Here is a 21,352-nt window from a genome sequence, read left to right as displayed (position 1 = left end):
CCGTGAGTCGCCGTCCGCGCCCGCCCGGGCCTGCCGCCGACGCCAAGGATGGCGGCAAGGCCGCGGGCGCGAGCCAGCGCACCAACAACGGCCTCGCCGACTTGCGCAGGCAACTTCGCGAGCAGGCATCGCCGGCGTCCGACGCGGCCGCGCAACGCCCCGCGGCGCCAAGCCCGCACGGCAAAGAGATCCGCCACCCGGTGGCACACAGCGGTGCCGGCAAGGACAGGGGAAGGCCTGCGCCCGCCGAGGCAGGCGCAAGCCCTGACGAGGCCGAGCGCGAACTATTTCGTCGCATGGTCGGCGCGATCGAACCGGTCCGCGGCGGCAACCGCGCCGAGCTCGAACGGCCGCGCCCTGCCCCCGTGCCACGCGCGCCACAGGCCGCGGACGAAGCCCGCGAAGCCACCCCGCTGCGTGCCGAGCTCGACCCCTTGCGCGCGGCCTACGCCGGCGTCGTTCCGCTGCGCGACAGCGGCCGCGCCGAACTCGACACCCCGCAACGCCATCACCATCGCAACCAGAGCGCCCAACCTGCACGCATCCAGCGCCCCGACGCGATCGTGCTGCCGGCCGACGCCGAGCTGAGCGACCCGGCGAGCCTGTTTCGCGCCGTCGTCGGCGACGCCCGACCGGTCGACGATCGCAACCGGGTGCAACTCGAGCGCCCAGCCCCTCCGCCCGCCCCGGTCAAGCGCGAGGCGGACGAACGCGCCGCCCTCGACGAATCGCTTGCCGCGCCGCTGACCTTCGAGGACAGGCTGGACATGGGCGACGAGGCGGCCTTCCTGCGCCCCGGCCTGCCCCGCCGCGTGCTCACCGATCTGCGCCGCGGGCGCTGGGTGCTGCAGGCGCAGATCGACCTGCACGGCCTCACCCGCGACGAGGCGCGCGCGGCGCTCGCACGCTTCCTGCACGACAGCCTGGGCCAGGGCCAGCGCTGCATCCGCGTCATCCACGGCAAGGGCCACGGCTCGCCCGGCAAGGTGCCGATCCTCAAGCAGCTTTCACGCGGCTGGCTGGCCCAGCGCGAAGAAATCCTCGCCTTCTGCCAGGCGGGGCCGCATCACGGCGGCGGGGGCGCGCTGCTGGTGCTGCTCAGAGCGCAAAACGCCGCCTCGCGCTGAACGCAAGGCGGCGTCTGTCGGGGTCGCGTCGCCGCTTGTCGAGAATGACGGCCACGCGGGCCGCCGCGTCGGCCTCAGATTGCTGCTTCGTTGGTTTCGCCGGTGCGAATGCGGATCACCTGCTCCACCGGCGAGACGAAGATCTTGCCATCGCCGATCTTGCCGGTGTGCGCGGCCTTGACGATCGCCTCCACCGCCTGGTCGACGACGTCGTCGCCGAGCACCACCTCAACCTTGATCTTGGGCAGGAAGTCGACCACGTACTCTGCGCCGCGATAGAGCTCGGTGTGGCCCTTCTGACGACCGAAGCCCTTCACCTCGGTCACCGTGAGGCCGGTGATGCCCACCTCGGACAAGGCCTCGCGCACTTCGTCCAGCTTGAACGGCTTGATGATCGCCTCGATCTTCTTCATCCACCTCTCTCCTGTGTCAGAACTCATCCTGGTAGCGCGATGTTATCGGATAACGCCAGTCCCTGCCGAAGCCGCGCGGGGTCACGCGGATGCCCACCGGCGACTGGCGGCGCTTGTATTCGTTGCGCTTGAGCATGCCCACGGTGCGCCGCACCTCCGCCTCCGGATAGCCGGCGGCGATGATCTCGCGCGGCGACTCGTCGCGCTCCATGTAGGCCTCGATGATGGCGTCGAGCACTTCGTAGGGTGGCAGGCTGTCCTGGTCCTTCTGGTCGGGCTTGAGCTCGGCCGAGGGCGGGCGATCGATGATGTTCTGCGGGATCACCTCGCCCACCGTGTTGCGCCAGTTCGACAGGCGGAAGACGAAGGTCTTGTACAAGTCCTTGAGCACCGCGAAGCCGCCGGCCATGTCGCCGTAGAGGGTCGCATAGCCGGTGGCCATCTCACTCTTGTTGCCGGTGGTGAGCACGATCGCACCCGTCTTGTTGGACAGGGCCATCAGGATCATGCCGCGGATGCGGCTCTGCAGGTTCTCCTCGGTGGTGTCGGCCGCCAGCCCGGCAAACTGCGGCGCGAGCAGCTCGGCAAAGACCGCCATCGCCGGCTCGATCGGGATCTCGTCATAGCGCACGCCGAGTCGGCGCACCATCTCGCGCGAATCGTCCAGGCTCATCTGCGCAGTGTAGGGCGAAGGCATCATCACCGCGCGCACGCGCTCCGCCCCCAGCGCGTCGACCGCCACCACCAGTGTGAGCGCCGAATCGATGCCGCCCGACAGGCCGATGATGGCGGACGGGAAGCGGTTCTTGCCGAGGTAGTCGCGAACGCCGGTCTTCAGCGCCTCATACACCTCGGCCTCGAGCCGCCGCGGATGCACATGCACGGCGCTGCGCCAGCGCCCCTCGGCGAACTGCACCACATCGAGATGCTCGGTGAAGCTGGCGGCCTGGTAACCGAGCGTGCCGTCGCGGTCGAGCGCGAAGGAGGCGCCATCGAAGACCAGCTCATCCTGGCCGCCCACCATGTTGCAGTACAACACCGGCAGTCCGGTCTCGCGCACACGGTCACGCAGCACCTGGATGCGCTGGACCTGCTTGTTCATGTGATAAGGCGAGGCGTTGAGCGCGAGCAGCACCTGCGCCCCGGCGGCCAGCGCGGCCTGTGCCGGCCCGCTCTCCCATACGTCGGCGCAGATGTTGATGCCGAAGCGCACGCCCTTGCAGTCGAACACGCAGGGGTCGCCGCCGGCCTCGAAGTAGCGCTCCTCGTCGAACACCTCGTAGTTCGGCAGCAGGCTCTTGTGATAGCGCGCCAGCACCTTGCCCCGGCTCAGCACCGAGGCGGCGTTGTAGCGTTGCAGCCCCTCCTCGAAGGGATGGCCCAGGACTACGATCAAGTCACCCGCGGCATCGGCGATACGCTGCGTCTCGCGTGCACAGGCCCGATAGAAGTCGGGCCGCAGCAGCAGGTCTTCGGGCGGATAGCCGGCCAACGCGAGCTCGGGCGTGATCAGGATGTCGGCGGCCATCGCGCGCGCGCGCGCAATGGCCTCGATGATGAGATCGGCATTGCCGACGAGATCACCGACGGTCAGGTTGAGCTGCGCGACGGCGATCGAAACGGGGGTATGGGCAGGTGCATTCATGAGCGAAACTATACCGCTTCGGCGCGGCTCAGGTTCGACCCACAGCGGGCGTTAGCAAGCCTGTGGATAAGTCGTGGATCGCGCTTGCAAGTCGATGACGCGCAAGCGTATCGTCGCAATGCACAAAAATAAGGCAGGCCGCCCCCATGAAGAAGCCCGACGGATTCCATCTGCTCGCCAGCCTTGGCGAACTCCACCCGGCGCAGTGGGACGACTTGCTGCGCGCCACGGATCCCGCCGCCGCGCCCTGCCTGCGTCACGCCTACCTGCACGCGCTGGAGCGCGAACACTGCGTGGGCGGACGCAGCGGCTGGACGCCGGCCCACGCCAGCCTGTGGCGCAACGGTGAGCTGGTGGCGGCGATGCCGCTGTACCTCAAGGCGCACTCCTATGGCGAATACGTGTTCGACTGGGCCTGGGCCGAGGCCTACCAGCGCCACGGGCTGGACTACTACCCGAAGTGGCTCGCCGCCGTGCCCTTCACCCCGATCCCGGGAGCACGCCTGCTCGGCCCCGACCCCGACGATCGCCGCCAGTTGCTGGAAGCGGTGCTTGCGCGCGTGCGCGACAGCGGCCTGTCCTCCTTCCACCTGCTGTTTCCCAACGCGCAGGACGCGGCGATCCTGGCCGACGCCGGGCTGATGATGCGTGAGGGCGTGCAGTTTCACTGGCAGAACGGCGTTGCTGGCAGGCTCGAGGGCGACAGCGACGCCCCCCTGCACCTGTGGCCGGACTTCGACGCCTTCCTCGCCAGCCTCAACCATGACAAGCGCAAAAAGATTCGCCAGGAGCGGCGCCGGGCGGCGGCACATGGGCTGAACCTGCGCTGGCTCGACGGCCACGCGGCGAGCGCCGCCGAGTGGGATTTCTTCCACCACTGCTACGCCCTGACCTACGCCCTGCATCGCTCCACGCCCTACCTGGGCGCCAGCTTCTTCCACCGGCTCGCCGCGCGCATGCCCGACGCGGTACGCCTGCTGCTGGCCGAGCGCGAGGGGGCGCCGGTCGCCGCAGCCTTCTTCCTGTGCGATAAGGAGGCCCTTTACGGCCGCTACTGGGGCGCGATCGAGCCGCTGCCCTTCCTGCATTTCGAGCTCTGCTACTACCAGGCGATCGAGTACTGCATCGCGCAGGGCCTGCGGCGATTCGAGGGCGGCGCACAGGGCGAGCACAAGCTGTCGCGCGGGCTGTTGCCCGTGCGCACGCAGTCCGCGCACTGGATCGCCGACCCGCGCTTTCGCAACGCGGTCGACGACTACCTTGCGCGCGAACGCAACGGCATCGGCTTCTATCTGGATGAGCTCGCAGAACGCTCGCCCTTCCGCCGCGACCTCACGCCGGCCTGAGCCCGCAAGGCCCGGGATCAGGCCGCTGCGGCGGCGCGGATGAGGGGCAAGCTGCGATAAAGGGCGGTGATGGTCTTGCCATCGGTGATCTCGCCCGCGTGGATGCGGGCCTCGACCTCGACGAGCGGCAGTTCCAGTAGCTCGAGGAACTCCCCCTCGTCCCAGGCATGACCCACATGGCGCAGCCCGCTGGCAAAGAAGATCTCGATGCGTTCGTCCGAGTAGCCGATGCAGGGATGCATCACGCCGACATGCTGCCAGTGGCGCGCCTCGTAGCCCGTCTCCTCGCGCAGCTCACGGACGGCACAGGCGAGGATGTCCTCGCCGGCGTCGATCTTGCCTGCAGGCAACTCGAGGAAGGCCCGACGCAGCGGATAACGGAACTGGCGCTCGAACAGCAGCGCGCCATTGTCGAGCACCGCGACCACCACCACCGCGCCGGGGTGGCGGATGTACTCGCGCACGCTCTCGCTGCCGTCAGGCAGTACGACACGATCGCGGCAGACCTTCAGCAGAGCGCCGCTGAACACCTGCTCGGTCGAAAGCGCGCGCTCCTCGAGGGGATCGACCTGCGGCACGCTCATCCGTGTCGTGCCCCGCTCATCGAGAGCTCACAGCGAACCCAGCAGGGCGTAGGCGCACAGCGACATCAGCATCTGCGGCGCAAGGCCGAGCCCAGCAATGGCGAGGCCATTGGCCGACAGCATCACCCGCACTTCGGCCGGGGCGTGGATCGGCGAGGCGTCGAGCGGCTCGTCGAAGTACATCAGTTTGACCACGCGCAGGTAGTAGAACGCGCCGATCACCGACATGACCACCGCCAGCACCGCGAGCCAGAAATAGCCGGCCGCGACCACTGCCTGCAGCACCGACAGTTTGGCGAAGAAGCCGATGAAGAAGGGCACGCCCGCCATCGAGAACATCACGAACAGCATCATCAGCGCATACCAGGGGCTGCGCCTGTTGAGGCCCTTGAAGTCGTCGATGTTCTCGGCCTCGAAACCGGCACGCGACAGCAGGATCAGCATGCCGAAGGAGGCCAGGCTCATGATCACGTAGGAGATGGCGTAGAACATGGCCGAGCTGTAGGCATTGAGCGCGAAGTGGCGATCGCCCTCGACCACGCCGGCGAGCAGGCCTAGCAGCATGAAGCCCATGTGCGAGATGCCCGAGTAAGCCAGCATGCGCTTGATGTTCTGTTGCGCGATCGCGGCCACGTTGCCGAGCACGATCGACGCCGCCGCCACCAGCATCAGCATCACCTGCCACTCGGCGGCGATATCGAACAGCGCCCAGATCAGCAAGCGTACCGCCATCGCGAACGCAGCCAGCTTGGGTGCGCTGGCGATGATCAGGGTCACCGCCGTCGGCGCGCCCTGATAGACGTCCGGCACCCACATGTGGAAAGGCACGACGCCCAGCTTGAAGCAGATGCCCGCGACGAGGAACACCAGGCCGAACATCAGCACCGTCTGGTTGGCGGACTGGTTGTAGATCGACTGCGCAATCGCCGAGAACTCGAGCGAGCCGGTCGCCCCGTACACCATCGACATGCCGTACAGCAGCAGACCGGAGGCGAGCGCGCCGAGCACAAAGTACTTCATCGCCGCCTCGGTCGAGCGCGGCGAATCGCGGTCGAAGGCCACCATCGTGTAAAGCGCCAGCGACATCATCTCGAGGCCGATATACATCGGCAGCATGTGGTTGGCAGTCACCATCACCATCATGCCCAGCGTCATCAGCAGCGCCAGCAGGTAGAACTCGGGCTTGTCGATTTTGCGGTCGGCCAGGTAAGCGCGACCGTAGAGCAAGGCGATCGCGGTCGAGAAGTAGATCATCAGCTTCAGGAAGTCGCCCATCAGGTCGCTGATGAATAGATTGCTGAAGGTGTAGACCACCTCGCCTTCCATCGTGAAGATGGTGATGAAAGCCGCCGCGATCAGCGTCGCCTGCGTCAGGTGGTAGCTCAGCCCGCGTGCGATGCTTCGTGCGAAGGTGCTTGCCAGCATGATCACAAGGGCCATCACGGCGACAAAGATCTCGGCCGCTGCGGGGTAGAAGTCGGGGACGACGAAATTCATCTTCTGACCAGTCCGTTAAGTGTCTCTCGGGCGCTTGCGCTGAACGGCGCTCAGAGCTTGCTCACGGCAACATGCCGCAGGAGTTCATTGACCGAGGCATGCATCACTTCGGTGAAGGGGAAGGGATACAGGCCCATTGCCAGCACGCAGAACGCCAGGATGCCCAGAAAGGCGAACTCGCGCCCGTTGATGTCCTCGAGTTCGGCGACATGCGTGTTGGCAACCTTGCCGAACACCACCCGCTTGTACATCCAGAGCGAATAGGCCGCGCCCAGGATCAGCGTCGTGGCGGCAATGAAGCCGATCCAGAAGTTGTACTGCACCGCGCCGAGCACGACCATGAACTCGCCGACGAAGCCCGAGGTGGCGGGCAGGCCGGAGTTGGCCATCGCGAACAGCATGAAGAAGGCGGCGAACTTGGGCATGGTGTTCACCACCCCGCCGTAGTCGGCGATCTGGCGCGAGTGCATGCGGTCGTAGAGCACGCCGATGCAAAGGAACATGGCGCCCGACACGAAGCCGTGGGAGATCATCTGCACCAGTGCGCCCTCGACGCCGAGCGGATTGAACATGAAGAAGCCCAGCGTCACGAAGCCCATGTGCGAGATCGACGAGTACGCCACCAGCTTCTTCATGTCGGCCTGCACCAGGGCGACGAAGCCGATGTACACCACTGCGATCAGCGACAGCGTGATCACCAGCGGCGCGAGCTGCTGCGCGGCATCGGGCACGATCGGCAGCGAGAAGCGCAGGAAGCCGTAGGCACCCAGCTTGAGGCCGATCGCCGCCAGCACCACCGAACCGCCGGTGGGCGCCTCGACGTGGGCGTCGGGCAGCCAGGTGTGCACCGGCCACATCGGCACCTTGACGCCGAAGGCAATCAGGAAGGCAAGGAAGATCAGGACCTGGGGCTCGATCGGCAGCGGCAGCTGATGCCAGTCGAGGATGCTGAAGCTGCCACCGGACTGCATGAACAGATACAGCAGGGCGATCAGCATCAGCAGCGAGCCGAGCAGCGTGTAGAGGAAGAACTTGATCGCCGCATAAACGCGGTTTGCGCCGCCCCAGATGCCGATGATGAGGTAGAGCGGAATCAGCGAGGCTTCGAAGAAAACATAGAAAAGCACGCCGTCGAGTGCGGAGAAGATGCCGTTCATCAGGCCCGACATGATCAGGAAGGCTGCCATGTACTGCGCCACCTTGTCCTGGATCACCTGCCAGCCCGCCATCACGACGAGGATGGTGATGAAGGCATTGAGGATCACGAACAGCACCGACAGACCATCGACCCCGAGGTGGTAGTTGATGTTGAAGCGCGGCACCCAGGACCTGAGCTCGACGAACTGCATCGCGCTGGTCGTCGTGTCGAAGCCGGTGTAGAGCGGAATGGTGACGACGAAGCCAGCCACCGCGACCGCGAAGGCGAGCATGCGCGCCAGCGGGGCATTGCGATCCGAGCCGGTCGCCAGCACCAGCAGGCCCCCGATAATCGGGACCCAGATCGCCAGACTGAGGAGAGGAATGTCCGTCATCGTTGCTTTCCGTTCAGTGCGTCGCGGACGACGCGTTCAATCTTGTTATGTGTATCCGAATGGGCGTGTGTGGCCAGTGCCGGGCATCAGCCGCGGTTGATCCAGTAGGTGAGCAGGATGAACACGCCGATGATCATCATGAAGGCGTACTGGTACAGGTGGCCGGTCTGGAACAGGCGCGACATCTGCGCGATCCAGCCCACCAGCCTGGCCGAGCCATTGACCGCGACCCCGTCGATCAGACCCTGGTCGCCCGCCTTCCACAAGCCCTTGCCGAGCGCGCGGGCGCCACCGGCGAAGAAGATCTCGTTGAAGCGGTCGAAGAAGTACTTGTTCTCGAGCAGGCTGTGGATGGGCTTGAAGGTGCGCTGGATCGCGGCCGGGATGTCCGGGCGCTTCATGTAGAAGAACCAGGCCAGCGCAACGCCGCCGATGGCGAGCCAGAACGGCGCCGTCTGCAGCCCGTGGATGGCCATCGCCACCGGGCCATGGAAGGACGCCTCGAGTTCCTTCAGCCCGACGTGGTTGTCGCCGACGAAGATCACGCCCTTGAACCACTCGCCGAACAGCATCGGCTCGATGGTGAAGAAGCCGATCAGCACCGAGGGGATCGCCAGCAGCACCAGTGGCAGGGTCACGACCCAGGGCGACTCGTGCGGCTTCTGACCCGGCGCCAGGCCATGGTGGTGGTCGGCCGAGGGCTCCTCGTCATCCTGGTCACCGTGGTGGTCGTGGTGTCCGTCCGCCTTGCCGAAGCGCTCCTCGCCATGGAAGACGAGGAAGTACATGCGGAAGGAGTAGAAGGCGGTGACGAAGACGCCCAGCAGGACGCAGAACAATGCGTAGCCCGCCCCCGGGATGGTCGACGCGTGCACCGCCTCGATGATCGAGTCCTTGGAGTAGAAGCCCGAGAACAGCGGGAAGCCGATCAGCGCCAGCGAACCGAGCAGCGAGGTGATCCAGGTGATCGGCATGTACTTGCGCAGGCCGCCCATGTTGCGCATGTCCTGATCGTGATGCATGCCGATGATCACCGAGCCCGCGCCGAGGAACAGCAGCGCCTTGAAGAAGGCGTGCGTCATCAGGTGGAAGACGGCGGCCGAGTAGGCCGACACGCCGAGCGCCACCGTCATGTAGCCGAGCTGGGACAGCGTCGAATACGCCACCACGCGCTTGATGTCGTTCTGCACGATGCCGAGAAAGCCCATGAACAGCGCGGTGGTCGCACCGATGACGAGGACGAAGGACAGCGCTGCATCGGACAGCTCGAACAGCGGCGACATGCGCGCCACCATGAAGATGCCCGCGGTCACCATGGTCGCGGCGTGGATCAGCGCCGAGATCGGCGTCGGGCCTTCCATGGAGTCGGGCAGCCAGACGTGCAGCGGCACCTGGGCCGACTTGCCCATCGCGCCGATGAACAGGCAGATGCAGATCGCGGTGATCAGCGGCCAGCCGGTCACGGCCATCTCGGTGGAAGCAAGCTGGTCGGCCTGCGCGAACACCTCGGCGTAATTGAGGCTGCCGGTGTAGGCGGCGATCAGGCCGATGCCGAGCAGGAAGCCGAAGTCGCCCACGCGGTTGACCAGGAAGGCCTTCATGTTGGCGTAGATGGCGGTCGGCCGCTCGTACCAGAAGCCGATGAGCAGGTAGGAGACCAGGCCCACCGCTTCCCAGCCGAAGAACAACTGCAGGAAGTTGTTCGACATCACCAGCATCAGCATCGAGAAGGTGAACAGCGAGATGTAGCTGAAGAAGCGCTGGTAGCCTGGATCTTCCGACATGTAGCCGATGGTGTAGATGTGGACCATCAGCGACACGAAGGTCACGACCAGCATCATCATCACCGTCAACGAGTCGATCAGGAAACCGACCTCGAAACTGATCCCGCCCGACACCATCCAGGTGTAGACGGTGCCGTTGAAGGTGTTGCCCGCCGCCACATCCTGATAGATCACCACCGATGCGACGAAGGCGATCGCCACCCCGAGGATGGTGACGATGTGCGAACCCGCGCGGCCGATGGTCTTGCCGAACAGGCCGGCGAGGATGGCGCCGGCCAGCGGCGCCAGCGGCACGAGGAGATAGAGAGTCTGCATGTCCGTCATCGTGACGCTTCCTTAACCCTTGAGGCTGCCCAGATCATCCACATGGATCGTGCGCATGTTGCGGAACATGACGATCAGGATCGCCAGGCCGATCGCGGATTCCGCGGCTGCGACGGTGAGGATGAAGAAAACGAAGACCTGGCCGGCGATGTCGCCCAGGTAATGCGAGAAGGCCACGAAATTCATGTTGACCGCGAGCAGCATCAGCTCGATGGCCATCAGCAGCACGATCAGGTTCTTCCGGTTGAGGAAGATCCCGACCACGCTGATCGCGAACAGGATCGCGCCCAGGATGAGGAAATGGGAAAGCGAAAGCATCTGTGACTCCCTGATCGCGCCGGCTCGTTACCGGCGCGGTTCTTGTTCGCGTGCGACTTCAGTCTTCTTTTTCGGCCTGCATCTTCACCAGCTCGACCCGGCCTTCGCGCTTGACCGCGACCTGCTCGGACGGCTGCATGTACCTCAAGCCCTTGCGCTTGCGCAGGGTCAAGGCCACCGCGGCGACCATCGCCACCAGCAGCACCAGCGAGGCGAGCTCGAAGGCATAGACGTAGTCGGTGTACAGCACGCGGCCGAGTTCGCGCGTGTTGCTGAACCCCTCCGCGGCCGCGGGCGGCGCGGGCATCGCTTCGAGCCCGAAGTAGGAGCCGCCCAGCACCATGATCATCTCGACCAGCATCAGGATGCCCACCAGCGCCCCCACCGGCAGGTAACTCCAGAAGCCCTCGCGCAGACGGTCGAGGTTGATGTCCAGCATCATCACGACGAAGAGGAAGAGCACCATCACCGCGCCGACGTACACCATGACCAGCACGATGGCGAGGAACTCGGCCTGCAGCAGCAGCCACAGCCCGCCGGCGTTGAAGAAGGTCAGCACCAGGAACAGCGCGGCATGCACCGGGTTGCGGGCAGTGATTACCCTCAGCGCCGCGAACACCATGATCACGGCGAGAAAGTAGAAGACGAAGGTCTTGAATTCCATGTTCTTGACTCGTGGCGCCGAGGCGCCCTCCCCTTAGCGGTACTTGGCGTCCTGCTCGCGGTCGGCCGCGATCTGGGACTCGTAACGATCTCCGACCGCCAGCAACATCTGCTTCGTGTAGTAGAGGTCGCCGCGCTGCTCCCCGTGGTACTCGAGCACCCGGGTCTCGACGATCGCGTCGACCGGGCAGGCTTCCTCGCAGAAGCCGCAGAAGATGCACTTGGTGAGGTCGATGTCGTAGCGCGTGGTCCGGCGCGAGCCGTCGTCGCGCTGATCCGACTCGATCGTGATCGCCATCGCCGGGCACACCGCCTCGCACAGCTTGCAGGCGATGCAGCGCTCCTCGCCGTTGGGATAGCGGCGCAGGGCGTGCAGGCCGCGGAAGCGGTTACTCTGAGGCGTCTTCTCCTCCGGGAACTGGACGGTGATCTTGCGCTGGAAGAAGTGGCGTCCGGTCAGGGCCATGCCCTTGACGAGTTCCTTCAGGAACAGACTGCCGATGTAATCCTTGGCACCCATGGTCTTCTCAACTCCAGATCGACAGCGGCGACATCATCCACACCGCCACCACAAACACCCACACCAGGGTGACCGGGATGAACACCTTCCAGCCCAGACGCATGATCTGGTCGTAGCGGAAGCGCGGGAAGGTGGCACGCGCCCACAGGAAGATGAACAGGATCGCGGCGGTCTTCAGCGCCAGCCAGTGGAAGCCGTCGGGCAGGAAACCCACCGGCGACAGCCAGCCACCGAGAAACAGGATCGCGGTCAGGATGGAGACCAGGATCATGTTGGCGTATTCGGCGAGGAAGAACAGCGCGAAGGTCATGCCCGAGTACTCGACCATGTGCCCTGCCACCACCTCGGCCTCGCCCTCGACCACGTCGAAGGGCGCACGGTTGGTTTCGGCGATGCCCGAGATCACATACACGACGAACATCGGGAACAGCGGGATCCAGTTCCACGACAGCACACCCAGGCCCATGTCGGCGAAACGGCCCTCACCCTGCGACATGACGATGTCGGTGAGGTTGAGGCTGGCGGAGATCAGCAGCACGCAGATCAGCGCGAAGCCCATCGACACTTCGTAGGACACCATCTGCGCCGCAGCGCGCATCGAGCCGAGGAAGGGGTACTTCGAGTTCGAGGCCCAGCCCGCGACGATCACGCCATAGACTTCCATCGAGGTGATCGCGAGCAGGAACAGCAGGCCGGCATTGACGTTGGCCAGCACCAGGCCGTCGTCGAAGGGGATCACCGCCCAGGCCGCGAGCGAAGGCGCGAGGGCGAGGATCGGCCCCAGGATGAACAGGCCCTTGCTCGACCCGCTCGGGATGATGATTTCCTTGAACAGCAGCTTCACGCCGTCGGCCATCGGCTGCAGCAAGCCCTTCGGGCCGACGCGGTTAGGGCCGATGCGCACCTGCATGTAACCGATCACCTTGCGCTCGGCAAGGGTCAGATAGGCGACGCAGATCATCAGCGGAGCGATGATGGCGATGATCTTGACCAGGGTCCAGATCGCCGTCCAGCTCGGGCCGAAGAAGTCGGCAACGGGTTGCAGCATCGCTTCCATCAGACACGCTCCACGCTGAGTTCACCGCTCATCGCACCCAGCGCGGCGGTCGAGGGATGTGCCGTCGCGATGCGCACGCAGCCGGCGGCCAGGCCTTGGTCGGCCTGCGCGAGCAGCTCCGCCTGCCCGCCCCCCTGCACGATCCGCACCCTGTCTCCTGCAGCGATGCCGAGCGCGACCATCGTCGAAGGCGCCATCCGCGCCACCGGTGCGGCGGCATCGCGCGTCTTCTGCAGCGCGGGCGCACGACGCGCCAGCGGATCGGCGAAGTGGATCGGCACGTCGGTGACGCGTTCGAGCGCCGCGGCAGGGGCAGTCGCGGTCGACACCACGACGCCTTCCACGCCGTTGCCCAGCGCCGCGCCGATGTCGGCCGGCAGCGCTTCGGCGCGCACCGACTCGGAGTCGTTGTAGCCGAAACCTTCGAGCGCAAGCAGGTTGCCGAGCACGCGCAGGACCTTCCAGCCCGGCCGCGTAGCGCCTTGCGGCTTGGCCACCGCAGTGAAACTCTGCGCACGACCTTCGCAATTGACGAAGGTGCCGGAGGTCTCGGTGAAGGGCGCGATGGGCAGCATCACGTCGGCGAGCTCGCGCAGGGTGGCCGACTGGAAGGCCGTCATCGCCACCACCAGTTGTGCGCCACGCATCGCGGCGACGGTGGCCGCCGGGTTGGCGAAATCGAGATCAGGCTCGGCGCCGAGCAGCACATAGGCCTTGCGCGGCTGCTCGATCATGGCGGCGGCGTTGAGGCCGCCTTCGCCCGGCAGCGCGCCGACGAGGGCGGCACCGACGCCGTTGGCCGCCTCGCCGATGAAGCCGAAGCAACCGTCGCTGAGGCGGGCGATTTCCTGTGCAAGCATCTGCAGCTCGCTGGCGCGGGCGTGCTGGGCGGCAAGACTGCCCAGCCACACCGCCACCTTGCGGCCGGAGGCCAGGCTCTGCGCGATGGCGCGCGCGTCGTCGGAGACCACCCCAGGCAGCTTGCCGAGCAGCGCGACGCTGACTTCGGCGCCCTTTTCCTGGGCGAGCGCGACCACCACCTGGGCCAGCGTCGCCACCATCGCGGAGGGCGCGACCAGCGCGCGCTGGCGCACCGGCAACAACCAATCCTCGGCATTGGGGCCGATCGCGCTGACGTGGAGCCCCTTCTTTGCCGCCTGGCGTACGCGCTGCGCGAGCAGCGGCGCGTCCTTGCGCAGGAAGCTCCCCACCACCAGCAGGCGATTGAGGTCCTTGACTTCGGCGATCTTCATGCCGAGCCAGCCCACGCCCTGGCGCTTGCCATCGGCACGGAAGTCGGCCTGGCGCAGGCGCGCATCGACGTTCTCCGACCCCAGGCCACGCACCAGCTTCTGCACCAGGAAGAGCTCCTCGACCGTGCTGTGCGGCGATGCGAGCGCGCCGATTGCGGCAGCGCCGTGATCCTTGGCGATGCCGCGCAGGCCGGTGGCGACGAATTCGAGCGCCGCCTGCCAATCGACCTGCTTCCACTGCCCGCCCTGACGGATCATGGGCGCGGTCAGGCGCTCCTCACTGGCAAGCGCCTCGTAGGAGAAGCGGTCCTTGTCGGACAGCCAGCATTCGTTGATGTCCTCGTTCTCGAGCGGCAGCACGCGCTTCACGACGTCGTGCTTGGTTTGCACGATGAGGTTGGAGCCAAGCGAATCGTGCGGGCTCACCGACATGCGCCGCGACAGCTCCCAGGTGCGGGCGGCGAAGCGGAAGGGCTTGGAGGTCAGCGCTCCGACCGGGCACAGGTCGATGATGTTGCCCGACAGTTCGGAGTCGATCGTCTTCTCGATGAAGGGCATGATCTCCGCATGCTCGCCGCGGAAGGCCTGGCCGAGTTCCATCTCGCCGGCGATCTCGGCGGTGAAGCGGACGCAGCGCGTGCAGTTGATGCAGCGCGTCATGTCGGTGGCCACCAGCGAGCCGAGGTTCTTGTTGAACACGACGCGCTTCTCTTCCTGGTAGCGCGAGGCGGTCGAACCGTAGCCGACGGCGAGATCCTGCAGCTGACATTCGCCACCCTGGTCGCAGATCGGGCAATCGAGCGGGTGGTTGATGAGCAGGAACTCCATCACCCCCTTCTGCGCCTTCACCGCCAGTTCGGAGTGGGTCCACACCTTCATGCCGTTGGTGACCGGCGTCGCACAGGCCGGCAGCGGCTTGGGCGCCTTCTCGACCTGGACCAGGCACATGCGGCAGTTGGCCGCGATGGACAGCTTCTTGTGGTAGCAGAAGTGCGGAATATAGGACCCGGCAACCGCTGCAGCCTCGATCACGGTGCTGCCGTCGTTGACCTGGACCTGCTTGCCGTCGATTTCGATCTCTAGCATGACGGGCTCACGTAGATTTGACTGCCGGCGCGCTGGACTTCGGGCGACACCAGGCACTTCTTGTTTTCGATGTGGTATTCGAACTCGCTGCCGAAGTGCTTGACGAAGCTCTGCACCGGCATCGAGGCGGCATCGCCGAGGGCGCAGATGGTGCGACCCATGATGTTGGCGGTGACGGAGTTGAGCAGATCGAGGTCGTCGGGACGGCCGAGGCCGTGCTCGATACGATGCACCACGCGGTACAACCAGCCCGTGCCCTCGCGGCAGGGGGTGCATTGACCGCAGGATTCCTCGAAGTAGAAGTAGGACAGGCGCTCGAGCGCCTTCACCATGCAGGTGGTCTCATCCATGACGATGACGGCACCGGAGCCCAGCATGGAGCCGGCCTTGGAGATGGAGTCATAGTCCATCGTGCTGTCCATCATCACGCTGCCCGGCACCACCGGTGCCGACGAGCCGCCCGGAATCACTGCCTTGATCTTGCGCCCGCCGCGCATGCCGCCCGCCATCTCGAGCAGTTCGGCGAACGGCGTACCGAGCGGAATCTCGTAGTTGCCGGGACGATTGACGTGGCCCGACACCGAGAACAGCTTCATACCGCCGTTGTTGGGCTTGCCGAGGTTAAGGAAAGCCTCGCCGCCCATGTTCATGATGAAGGGCACCGAGGCAAAGGTCTCGGTGTTGTTGATCGTGGTCGGCTTGCCATACAGGCCGTAGCTCGCCGGGAAGGGCGGCTTGAAGCGCGGCTGGCCCTTCTTGCCCTCGATCGACTCGAGCAGCGCGGTTTCCTCGCCACAGATGTAGGCGCCATAACCGTGGTGGGCGAACAATTCGAAGGAGAAGTCGCTGCCGAGGATGTTCTGGCCGATGAAGCCGGCGGCACGCGCCTCTTCCAGCGCCTCTTCGAAGCGCGCATACACCTCGAAGATCTCGCCGTGGATGTAGTTGTAGCCGCGCGCCGCCCCCATCGCGTAGGCCGCGATCGCCATGCCTTCGATGACGCTGTGCGGGTTGTAGCGCAGGATGTCGCGATCCTTGAAGGTGCCCGGCTCGCCCTCGTCCGAGTTGCAGGCGAGGTACTTGTCACCTGGGAAGGAACGCGGCATGAAGCTCCACTTCAGGCCGGTCGGAAAACCCGCGCCGCCGCGGCCGCGCAGCACCGAGGTCTTCAGCTCGGTGATGATCGCGTCCTGCGAGGTGTTCTCGGCGATGATCTTCTTGAGGGCCGAATAACCGCCGCGGGCGACATAGTCCTGGAGCCGCCAGGTGCGGTCGCCGTCACAACCGGCGAGGATCATTCCTTGCGTGCTCATTTCTTGTCCAGCTCGGCCAGCATCTGGTCGATCTTCTCGGTGGTCATCCAGCTGCACATGTGATGGTTATTCACCAGCAGCACCGGGGCGTCGCCACAGGCACCCATGCACTCGCCTTCCTTCAGCGTGAACTTGCCGTCGGGCGTGGTCTCGTTGAATTCGATGCCGAGCTTCTTCTTGAGGTAGTCCGCCGCATCGACACCGCCGGACAGTGCGCACGGCAGATTGGTGCACACGGTGACCTTGTGCCGCCCGACCGGCTCGAGGTCGTACATGTTGTAGAAGCTGGCGACCTCGTAGGCCGCGATGGCCGGCATGCCGAGGTAGCGGGCGACGAACTCGATGAGTTCCTTCGGCAGCCAGCCTTTCTCGACCTGCGCGATCCGCAGCGCAGCCATCACCGCGGATTGCTTCTGATCGGACGGGTATTTCGCGATCTCTCGATCGATCTGTTGCAGCGATTCCTGGCTCAGCATGTCGTCTTGATCTTCCGGATAGCCTGCCGATTCTTGTTTGATCCTGCGACGCCCTGCGGCGCCGGTACCTTCCCTGTCTGCGCCCGGCGCGTCAGCGGTCGATCTCGCCGAACACCACGTCCATCGTGCCGATGATGGCGACCACGTCGGCGATCATGTGCCCGCGCGCCATGTCGTCCATCGCGGCAAGGTGCGCAAAGCCCGGCGCACGCAGCTTGAGGCGGTAGGGCTTGTTGGCGCCGTCGGACACGGCATACACGCCGAACTCGCCCTTCGGATGCTCGACCGCCGCATAAACCTCGCCCTTGGGCACATGCATGCCTTCGGTGAAGAGCTTGAAGTGATGGATCAGCTCTTCCATGTTCGACTTCATGCTCTCGCGCGAAGGCGGGGCGACCTTGTGGTTGTCGGTGATGACCGGACCCGGGTTCTTGCGCAGCCACTCGATGCACTGCTTGACGATGCGGTTGGACTGACGCATTTCCTCCATGCGGCACAGGTAACGGTCGTAGCAGTCGCCGTTCTTGCCGATGGGGATGTCGAAGTCCATGCGGTCATACACTTCGTAGGGCTGCTTCTTGCGCAGATCCCAGGCGATGCCCGAGCCACGCAGCATCGGTCCGGTGAAACCCCAGGCCAGCGCCTGCTCGGGCGAGACCACGCCGATGCCGACCGTGCGCTGCTTCCAGATCCGGTTATCGGTCAGCAGGGTTTCGTACTCGTCGCAGTAGGTCGGGAAGCGATTGGTGAAGTCCTCGAGGAAGTCGAGCAGCGAGCCCTCGCGGTTGGCGTTGAGCTCCTTGACCACTTTCTCGTTCTTGAACTTGTTCACCTCGTACTTCGGCATGCGATCCGGCAGATCGCGATAGACGCCGCCCGGCCGATAGTAGGCCGCGTGCATGCGCGCGCCCGACACCGCCTCATAGGCGTCCATCAGGTCTTCGCGCTCGCGGAAGGTGTACAGCACCATCGTCATCGCGCCGATGTCGAGGGCGTGGGTGCCGATGTTGAGGAGATGATTCAGGATGCGCGTGATCTCGTCGAACATCACGCGGATGTACTGCGCCCGCTCCGGCACCTGCACACCAAGCAGCTTCTCGATGGCCATGCAGTAGGCGTGCTCGTTGCACATCATCGACACGTAGTCGAGCCGGTCCATGTAAGGCACGGACTGCACCCAGGTACGGGTCTCGGCGAGTTTCTCGGTGCCGCGGTGCAGCAGGCCGATGTGCGGGTCGGCCCGCTCGACGACTTCGCCATCGAGTTCGAGCACCAGACGCAGCACACCGTGCGCGGAAGGGTGCTGCGGACCGAAGTTGATCGTGTAGTTGCGGATCTCAGCCATGGCCGACGTCCCCGTAGTTCTCTTCGCGCACGATGCGCGGTGTGTTCTCGCGCGGCTCGATGGTGACCGGCTGATAGACGACCCGGCCCTGCTCGGGGTCGTAGCGCATTTCGACGTAGCCCGAAACCGGGAAGTCCTTGCGGAAAGGATGGCCGACGAAGCCGTAGTCGGTGAGGATGCGACGCAGATCGGGGTGACCGGAGTACAGGATCCCGTACAGGTCGAAGGACTCGCGCTCATACCAGTTGGCGCTCGGCCAGACATCGACGACCGAGTCCAGTACGGGGAACTCGTCATCCTCGGCAAAGACCTTAAGACGTACGCGCCAGTTGTGCTTCACCGAGGTCAGGTGGGCGGACGAGGCAAAACGCGCGCCCTCCCAGCCACCATTCCCGAAGGTCGAATAATCGAGTCCGGAGATGTCGATCAACTGTTCGAAATGTAGATCCGCATGGTCGCGCAGGGTGCGCGCGATACGGAGATAGTCACTTGCCGCGACCTCGATGGTGACTTCAGCGCGATCCACCACCAGCGACTTCAAGCTGTCGCCGAATACGTCGCGCAAGGTCTGGCTCAGGCGTTCAAGCTTGGCACTCATGTCTGGGACACCCGTCAGCGCGCGATCGTGTTCGTGCGCTTGATCTTGTTTTGGAGCTGGAGGATGCCGTAGATCAGCGCCTCGGCCGTCGGCGGACAGCCGGGCACATAGACGTCGACCGGCACGATGCGGTCACAACCGCGCACGACCGAGTAGGAGTAGTGGTAGTACCCTCCCCCGTTCGCGCACGAGCCCATGGAGATGACCCAGCGCGGCTCCGACATCTGGTCGTACACCTTGCGTAGCGCCGGCGCCATCTTGTTGCATAGCGTGCCGGCCACGATCATCAGATCGGACTGGCGCGGACTGGGCCGGAACACCACCCCGAAGCGGTCGAGGTCATAGCGGGAACAGCCCGCATGGATCATCTCAACCGCACAGCAGGCCAGACCAAACGTCATCGGCCACAGCGAGCCGGTGCGCGTCCAGTTGATGACCGCATCGAGCGAGGTAGTGACGAACCCCTCGCGAAAGACGCCCTCAATGCTCATGCATTACTCCCAGTCGAGTGCGCCGTTTTTCCACTCGACGATGTAACCGATGACCAGAACCGCAAGAAAGACCATCACCGAGCCGAACACGAACCAGGCGACCTCGCCGGCGGCGATGAACTCCTGGAAGACCGTCGCCCACGGAAACAGGAAGGCGATCTCGAGATCGAACAGGATGAAGAGGATGGCAATCAGGTAATAGCGAACGTCGAACTTCATGCGGGCGTCTTCAAACGCCTCGAAGCCGCATTCGTAGGGAGAGTTTTTTTCGCTATCGGGGCGATAAGGCGCAAGAACGCGCCCAAGAATGACAGGAGCAACCCCAAAACCAAGACCAACGAGAATGAACATCAGGACAGGAAAATAGTTTTCCAGCATGTTCAGATACCCCCATTGCGTTGGACGACATCGAAGGCCGCGTCGTCATTATTGTTATGGCTGCTCTGCGTGGAAACGCCCGCTGATGCGGGCGTTACCGGAATATGGTGCCGACGATGAGACTCGAACTCATACGGCTTTCGCCACTACCCCCTCAAGATAGCGTGTCTACCAATTTCACCACGTCGGCGCGCTGATCAAACAGCCCGATAATTATAAGAGCTTTTGCGCACCGCGCAAAGAGCTCTCCCTATAATTATTTCGGGATCGACTGTGCCGGCGAGGTATCGACCGGTGCCGGAGGAAGCGCCGGAATGCCATCGGTCGCCGGCGCGGTCTGCACCCCTTCCATGACGCTGGAAGGCGCAGCAGGCTTGTTGCTCGCGAGATAGCTCAGGCCGAGACTGGTGAGGAAGAACACCGTCGCCAGCACCGCGGTGGTGCGGCTCAGGAAGTTGGCCGAACCCGAGGAACCGAAAAAGCTGCCCGACGAACCACTGCCGAATGCCGCGCCCATGTCGGCACCTTTGCCGTGCTGCACAAGAACCAGACCGATGACGCCGAGACCGACCAGAACATGGACCGTCAGCACCATGGAGAAGAGATAGTCACCCATCACAAACCCTGAAAAAAGACCAAACGTTGAACAATCAAACCGCGTCTGCCGCAGCGCGACAGATCGCCATGAAATCTTCCGCCACCAGGGACGCGCCGCCGATCAACCCGCCATCGACGTCGGCCACCGCGAAAATGGCGGCCGCGTTGTCCGGCTTGACGCTGCCACCATAGAGGATGCGCACCCGCCTTGCATCGACACCCTGCGCCCGCAGCCAGGCCCGAATGCCCCCGTGCACCTCGGCCACCTGCCCAGCCGTCGCCGATCGGCCTGTACCGATCGCCCACACCGGCTCGTAGGCGAGCACCAGCGCCGCCATCGCCTCGACGCCCACGACATCGAGCACGGCGGCCAGCTGACGCCCGATCACCGCCATCACCTGCCCGCCATCACGCTCGTCGAGCGTCTCGCCCACGCATACGATGGGCACCATCCCCGCCGCCTGTGCAGCCCGAGCCTTGCGGCCGACGACGAGGTCGGCCTCGCCGAACAAGGCCCGGCGCTCGGAATGACCGACGATGACGTAACGACAGCCGAACTCGCCCAGCATGGCCGCACTGACCTCGCCCGTATACGCGCCCGCCCCATGCTCGCTGACGTCCTGCGCACCGAGCTGCAGCCCCGACGGACGATCCTGCAACTGTGCCAGGTAAGGATAGGGCACGCACACCGCCATCTCCACGCCGGGGACGACCACGAGCTGGTCCAGCAAGGCGCGATTGGCGGCGAGACTGCCGTTCATCTTCCAGTTGCCGGCAACAAGTCTGAGCATGGGGCGTAGGTATCCAGCAGGCTAAACCGCAGGATTATAGGACGCCAGTCGCGCTTGCAGCAAATCGACGGCGGTGGCGCTGATGCCACGGCGGCCCGCCACACGGAAAGCCTGCCTTCTTCACGGGCGCACGCACTACCTGCGGCGGGCAGCCTCGTTCTGCTGCGCTATATTTCAAGCCTTGACGTTCCGTTGCCAGCCCTACAGGAGAGTC

General features: G+C 64.8%; 21 protein-coding genes and 1 tRNA gene. 2 read left to right on the top strand and 20 right to left on the bottom strand.

Annotation, left to right across the window (positions count from 1 at the left end; all coding sequences use genetic code 11):
- Positions 1–2 precede the first annotated feature (2 nt).
- Complete coding sequence (locus tag PLC66_RS04690; RefSeq protein ID WP_324538082.1) at positions 3–1,127, top strand: Smr/MutS family protein; 1,125 nt, start codon at positions 3–5, stop codon at positions 1,125–1,127.
- Positions 1,128–1,201: 74 nt separating this feature from the next.
- On the opposite strand, the gene PLC66_RS04685 is transcribed toward PLC66_RS04690, so the two are convergent.
- Positions 1,202–1,540: a P-II family nitrogen regulator gene (locus PLC66_RS04685; RefSeq protein WP_324538081.1), complete on the bottom strand. Its 339-nt coding sequence runs from the start codon at positions 1,538–1,540 to the stop codon at positions 1,202–1,204.
- Positions 1,541–1,556: 16 nt separating this feature from the next.
- The gene (locus tag PLC66_RS04680; RefSeq protein WP_324538080.1) at positions 1,557–3,185 is read right to left on the bottom strand and encodes an NAD+ synthase; all 1,629 of its coding nucleotides are present in this window, start codon (positions 3,183–3,185) and stop codon (positions 1,557–1,559) included.
- A 146-nt stretch (positions 3,186–3,331) separates the two neighbouring features.
- On the opposite strand from PLC66_RS04680, the gene PLC66_RS04675 reads away from it, so the two are divergent.
- Complete coding sequence (locus PLC66_RS04675) at positions 3,332–4,531, top strand: GNAT family N-acetyltransferase (protein ID WP_324538079.1); 1,200 nt, start codon at positions 3,332–3,334, stop codon at positions 4,529–4,531.
- Positions 4,532–4,548: 17 nt separating this feature from the next.
- Here PLC66_RS04675 and PLC66_RS04670 read toward each other — a convergent pair whose 3' ends face one another.
- The 18 genes from PLC66_RS04670 to tpiA form a co-directional block, all read right to left on the bottom strand.
- Entirely contained in the window at positions 4,549–5,115 is a 567-nt protein-coding gene (locus PLC66_RS04670) for an NUDIX domain-containing protein (protein ID WP_324538078.1), read from the bottom strand.
- Between the two features lie 27 nt (positions 5,116–5,142).
- A complete protein-coding gene (gene nuoN / locus PLC66_RS04665) occupies positions 5,143–6,612 on the bottom strand; it encodes an NADH-quinone oxidoreductase subunit NuoN (RefSeq protein WP_324538077.1) in 1,470 nt (489 codons plus the stop codon).
- Between the two features lie 50 nt (positions 6,613–6,662).
- On the bottom strand, positions 6,663–8,144 hold the full coding sequence (locus PLC66_RS04660; protein ID WP_324538076.1) for an NADH-quinone oxidoreductase subunit M: 1,482 nt from the start codon (positions 8,142–8,144) through the stop codon (positions 6,663–6,665).
- 86 nt (positions 8,145–8,230) lie between these two features.
- On the bottom strand, positions 8,231–10,252 hold the full coding sequence (gene nuoL / locus PLC66_RS04655) for an NADH-quinone oxidoreductase subunit L (RefSeq protein WP_324538075.1): 2,022 nt from the start codon (positions 10,250–10,252) through the stop codon (positions 8,231–8,233).
- A 12-nt stretch (positions 10,253–10,264) separates the two neighbouring features.
- The gene (nuoK, locus tag PLC66_RS04650; RefSeq protein WP_324538074.1) at positions 10,265–10,570 is read right to left on the bottom strand and encodes an NADH-quinone oxidoreductase subunit NuoK; all 306 of its coding nucleotides are present in this window, start codon (positions 10,568–10,570) and stop codon (positions 10,265–10,267) included.
- A 58-nt stretch (positions 10,571–10,628) separates the two neighbouring features.
- Positions 10,629–11,234 carry an NADH-quinone oxidoreductase subunit J gene (locus tag PLC66_RS04645; protein WP_324538073.1) on the bottom strand — a complete coding sequence of 202 codons (606 nt, stop codon included), beginning with the start codon at positions 11,232–11,234 and terminating at the stop codon, positions 10,629–10,631.
- 33 nt (positions 11,235–11,267) lie between these two features.
- Entirely contained in the window at positions 11,268–11,753 is a 486-nt protein-coding gene (nuoI, locus tag PLC66_RS04640; RefSeq protein ID WP_324538072.1) for an NADH-quinone oxidoreductase subunit NuoI, read from the bottom strand.
- Positions 11,754–11,760: 7 nt separating this feature from the next.
- Positions 11,761–12,810, bottom strand: coding sequence for an NADH-quinone oxidoreductase subunit NuoH (gene nuoH, locus PLC66_RS04635; RefSeq protein WP_324538071.1), 1,050 nt, complete (start codon positions 12,808–12,810; stop codon positions 11,761–11,763).
- Positions 12,810–15,149 carry an NADH-quinone oxidoreductase subunit NuoG gene (gene nuoG, locus PLC66_RS04630; protein ID WP_324538070.1) on the bottom strand — a complete coding sequence of 780 codons (2,340 nt, stop codon included), beginning with the start codon at positions 15,147–15,149 and terminating at the stop codon, positions 12,810–12,812. Before nuoG ends, nuoH begins: the two co-directional genes overlap by 1 nt.
- Positions 15,143–16,447 (bottom strand): NADH-quinone oxidoreductase subunit NuoF, encoded by a 1,305-nt coding sequence (gene nuoF, locus PLC66_RS04625; RefSeq protein ID WP_324538113.1) that lies wholly within the window; start codon positions 16,445–16,447, stop codon positions 15,143–15,145. The genes nuoG and nuoF overlap by 7 nt, the downstream gene beginning before the upstream one ends.
- Positions 16,448–16,458: 11 nt before the next feature.
- The gene (gene nuoE / locus PLC66_RS04620; protein ID WP_324538069.1) at positions 16,459–16,938 is read right to left on the bottom strand and encodes an NADH-quinone oxidoreductase subunit NuoE; all 480 of its coding nucleotides are present in this window, start codon (positions 16,936–16,938) and stop codon (positions 16,459–16,461) included.
- Between the two features lie 91 nt (positions 16,939–17,029).
- Positions 17,030–18,283 carry an NADH-quinone oxidoreductase subunit D gene (locus PLC66_RS04615; RefSeq protein WP_324538068.1) on the bottom strand — a complete coding sequence of 418 codons (1,254 nt, stop codon included), beginning with the start codon at positions 18,281–18,283 and terminating at the stop codon, positions 17,030–17,032.
- Complete coding sequence (locus tag PLC66_RS04610; RefSeq protein ID WP_324538067.1) at positions 18,276–18,881, bottom strand: NADH-quinone oxidoreductase subunit C; 606 nt, start codon at positions 18,879–18,881, stop codon at positions 18,276–18,278. Before PLC66_RS04610 ends, PLC66_RS04615 begins: the two co-directional genes overlap by 8 nt.
- Positions 18,882–18,895: 14 nt before the next feature.
- Positions 18,896–19,372 carry a NuoB/complex I 20 kDa subunit family protein gene (locus PLC66_RS04605; RefSeq protein WP_002926530.1) on the bottom strand — a complete coding sequence of 159 codons (477 nt, stop codon included), beginning with the start codon at positions 19,370–19,372 and terminating at the stop codon, positions 18,896–18,898.
- 3 nt (positions 19,373–19,375) lie between these two features.
- On the bottom strand, positions 19,376–19,750 hold the full coding sequence (gene ndhC, locus PLC66_RS04600) for an NADH-quinone oxidoreductase subunit A (protein ID WP_324538066.1): 375 nt from the start codon (positions 19,748–19,750) through the stop codon (positions 19,376–19,378).
- 105 nt (positions 19,751–19,855) lie between these two features.
- Positions 19,856–19,940, bottom strand: a tRNA-Leu gene (locus PLC66_RS04595).
- Between the two features lie 66 nt (positions 19,941–20,006).
- Positions 20,007–20,366 carry a preprotein translocase subunit SecG gene (gene secG, locus PLC66_RS04590; protein WP_324538065.1) on the bottom strand — a complete coding sequence of 120 codons (360 nt, stop codon included), beginning with the start codon at positions 20,364–20,366 and terminating at the stop codon, positions 20,007–20,009.
- A gap of 34 nt (positions 20,367–20,400) precedes the next feature.
- Positions 20,401–21,138 carry a triose-phosphate isomerase gene (gene tpiA / locus PLC66_RS04585; RefSeq protein ID WP_324538064.1) on the bottom strand — a complete coding sequence of 246 codons (738 nt, stop codon included), beginning with the start codon at positions 21,136–21,138 and terminating at the stop codon, positions 20,401–20,403.
- Between the last annotated feature and the right edge of the window lie 214 nt (positions 21,139–21,352).

Origin of the sequence: Thauera sp., assembly GCF_035444905.1 — a bacterium.
Lineage (GTDB): Bacteria > Pseudomonadota > Gammaproteobacteria > Burkholderiales > Rhodocyclaceae > Thauera.
The sequence above is the reverse complement of the archived record's forward strand: the minus strand, read 5'-3'. Positions and strand labels throughout refer to the sequence as shown.

Bases quoted from the DNA above. Each gene is read 5' to 3' on its own strand.
- nuoL (WP_324538075.1), bottom strand. From the start codon at position 10,252: ATGACGGACATGCAGACTCTCTATCTCCTCGTGCCGCTGGCGCCGCTG.
- nuoF (WP_324538113.1), bottom strand. From the start codon at position 16,447: ATGATCCTCGCCGGTTGTGACGGCGACCGCACCTGGCGGCTCCAGGAC.
- PLC66_RS04680 (WP_324538080.1), bottom strand. From the start codon at position 3,185: ATGAATGCACCTGCCCATACCCCCGTTTCGATCGCCGTCGCGCAGCTC.
- nuoG (WP_324538070.1), bottom strand. From the start codon at position 15,149: ATGCTAGAGATCGAAATCGACGGCAAGCAGGTCCAGGTCAACGACGGC.
- nuoH (WP_324538071.1), bottom strand. From the start codon at position 12,810: ATGGAAGCGATGCTGCAACCCGTTGCCGACTTCTTCGGCCCGAGCTGG.
- PLC66_RS04645 (WP_324538073.1), bottom strand. From the start codon at position 11,234: ATGGAATTCAAGACCTTCGTCTTCTACTTTCTCGCCGTGATCATGGTG.
- PLC66_RS04675 (WP_324538079.1), top strand. From the start codon at position 3,332: ATGAAGAAGCCCGACGGATTCCATCTGCTCGCCAGCCTTGGCGAACTC.
- PLC66_RS04605 (WP_002926530.1), bottom strand. From the start codon at position 19,372: ATGAGCATTGAGGGCGTCTTTCGCGAGGGGTTCGTCACTACCTCGCTC.
- nuoI (WP_324538072.1), bottom strand. From the start codon at position 11,753: ATGGGTGCCAAGGATTACATCGGCAGTCTGTTCCTGAAGGAACTCGTC.
- secG (WP_324538065.1), bottom strand. From the start codon at position 20,366: ATGGGTGACTATCTCTTCTCCATGGTGCTGACGGTCCATGTTCTGGTC.
- nuoK (WP_324538074.1), bottom strand. From the start codon at position 10,570: ATGCTTTCGCTTTCCCATTTCCTCATCCTGGGCGCGATCCTGTTCGCG.
- tpiA (WP_324538064.1), bottom strand. From the start codon at position 21,138: ATGCTCAGACTTGTTGCCGGCAACTGGAAGATGAACGGCAGTCTCGCC.
- PLC66_RS04615 (WP_324538068.1), bottom strand. From the start codon at position 18,283: ATGGCTGAGATCCGCAACTACACGATCAACTTCGGTCCGCAGCACCCT.
- PLC66_RS04660 (WP_324538076.1), bottom strand. From the start codon at position 8,144: ATGACGGACATTCCTCTCCTCAGTCTGGCGATCTGGGTCCCGATTATC.
- ndhC (WP_324538066.1), bottom strand. From the start codon at position 19,750: ATGCTGGAAAACTATTTTCCTGTCCTGATGTTCATTCTCGTTGGTCTT.
- PLC66_RS04610 (WP_324538067.1), bottom strand. From the start codon at position 18,881: ATGAGTGCCAAGCTTGAACGCCTGAGCCAGACCTTGCGCGACGTATTC.
- PLC66_RS04685 (WP_324538081.1), bottom strand. From the start codon at position 1,540: ATGAAGAAGATCGAGGCGATCATCAAGCCGTTCAAGCTGGACGAAGTG.
- nuoE (WP_324538069.1), bottom strand. From the start codon at position 16,938: ATGCTGAGCCAGGAATCGCTGCAACAGATCGATCGAGAGATCGCGAAA.
- PLC66_RS04670 (WP_324538078.1), bottom strand. From the start codon at position 5,115: ATGAGCGTGCCGCAGGTCGATCCCCTCGAGGAGCGCGCGCTTTCGACC.
- nuoN (WP_324538077.1), bottom strand. From the start codon at position 6,612: ATGAATTTCGTCGTCCCCGACTTCTACCCCGCAGCGGCCGAGATCTTT.